General features: G+C 30.9%; 1 protein-coding gene. It reads right to left on the bottom strand.

The features are described from left to right. Positions 1-753 precede the first annotated feature (753 nt). Complete coding sequence (locus BUB36_RS18855) at positions 754-1,647, bottom strand: amidase domain-containing protein (protein WP_084112156.1); 894 nt, start codon at positions 1,645-1,647, stop codon at positions 754-756. Between the last annotated feature and the right edge of the window lie 264 nt (positions 1,648-1,911).

The raw sequence follows: 1,911 nt of genomic DNA, 5'->3' as shown, positions 1-1,911 counted from the left end.
TTGCTTTAGCAAATATCTTTAGACGGCTTCAGCCGTAATCGCGACTTTCAGTCGCCATCTAAATCCCTGTACTTCAGTGCAGGGTTGTTTAATTTATCTTCTAACTGATGTTTCAGTAACACCTATATCAGCTGCTACATCTTTTTACCTTGTTCTGTTACTAATCTTATTATCTCTTTCTTGTATTCAGAGGTAAACCTTCTGTTTTTTTCCATTGCTGAACACCCTTTCTTATTTATATTATACATACTTTTCTTTGTGTCCAGCAAATCGGGTATAACTTACATGTCAAACGAAACGTCCCCCTTGTCAAACGTCCCCTTGTCACACGTCCCCTTATCACAAAGGGGCTTAAATATGGAAGTAATAGCAAAGGCTAATAACACTGAACCTAATATGAGAAATAGTAGATCAAAAAATATTTTTCTCTAGGATTCTTTTCTACCCAAATTAATCTCTTCTTTGTCAAAATTATCACTGTAACAGTATACCTCATTAAGTTATTCATGGATAGATTATTTAGGTTAAAGTTTTGTAAAGTAGTTAAAATTTAAAGGAGTAGTCGGGAAATTAAGAATTTTAGTTTCCTTAAGTCTTTTTTCAATTTCATTAATTTTTTAACGTATTTTTTATAAAAATAGAGCAATCATTTCACGACTGCCCTCCTATAGTTTTAAGTTTAAGGTTTAGCCTACCCCTATAGATGTTAATAATAGGAACAGTTTTCTTTCACTTATTATTTTTGAAATTTACTTATGATCCACTTTTAATCTCATAAATAAAGATTTTGTCTGTTCCATAACCATTATCTTTCTTATATTTTAAATAGTCATATAAAGAGACTTCCTTTGCATCACTTGAATGTTGTGCTATAAAAACATCATTTCTAGTAGAACCATATTTTTTACCGTAATCATGAACTACCTGAGTATGATAAGCTATACCATCTGATCCTACTTGCTGTATTACATCTCCAGGCCATAACGTAATGTATAAGTCGTTAAAATTTTTAACTGCATCATTAACTGTCATTTCAGTATATTTTTCAGCTCTATTTGCACCAACTCCATCTATATTTCCCCAATGCTTAGTAAAGTAATTAGCTGATCTCCATGTAATAGCACATTTCTTTAATTCACTAGCGCTTGTGGTGTTACAGAACCATGAGTTATAGTCTCCCCAATTTGTGCCTTTTTCTGACATTCCTCCTGCATATAATACTTGGGAAACAAAATTTGCACAATCTACACCCGCACCATCTGACTTTCTATAATATGGATAACTTTTAGTATTAGGCTCTGTAGCATGTTTTTCTGCATATGCTTTTGCCTTATCTCGATCGAAACTACTATTTTTTGATAAAACAAAAAAATTATTTGATTTATTAGTGTCAAACTTAATTTCTGTTTCAATACCTTTATTACGTTTTTTTAAATCCTCTTCAACAATATTCCTTATTTTTGCTGGAGATTTAATTTCAGCTTCAAAATCTACTAAATTATCACATGTTGGTTCAGACTTTTGCTTTAGATTGTATTCTTCTTCGGTGTAGGTTATAGTTGTATTAGGCTTTGCAAGTACAACAAAAGAGCAAGTTATTGAAATAAGAATTGAAATCACAAATATTGAAATACTTTTTTTGAGCATATTAAGCCCTCCTTTTTTCACCTGTAGTGAAAGAATTACCTGTTCCTTAAAAAAATCATACCATCAACAAAATAATATTTCAACTATTTTTTAATAATTAAGTAAAAATATGGTTGAAATATTATTTTCTTTCACTAATGTTCAATAATTGGATATAAAATCCATTGACAAATCATAAATACCAATAAATTGATCTATAACCATAAATCCAGATACGAGTCATCGGTGACCGAGTCATCGGTGACGGTTCTTTTTGACTCATTT

It is taken from the genome of Paramaledivibacter caminithermalis DSM 15212, assembly GCF_900142245.1.
GTDB classification, from domain to species: Bacteria; Bacillota; Clostridia; order Peptostreptococcales; family Caminicellaceae; genus Paramaledivibacter; species Paramaledivibacter caminithermalis.
This window is presented reverse-complemented; position numbering and strand designations above follow the sequence as displayed.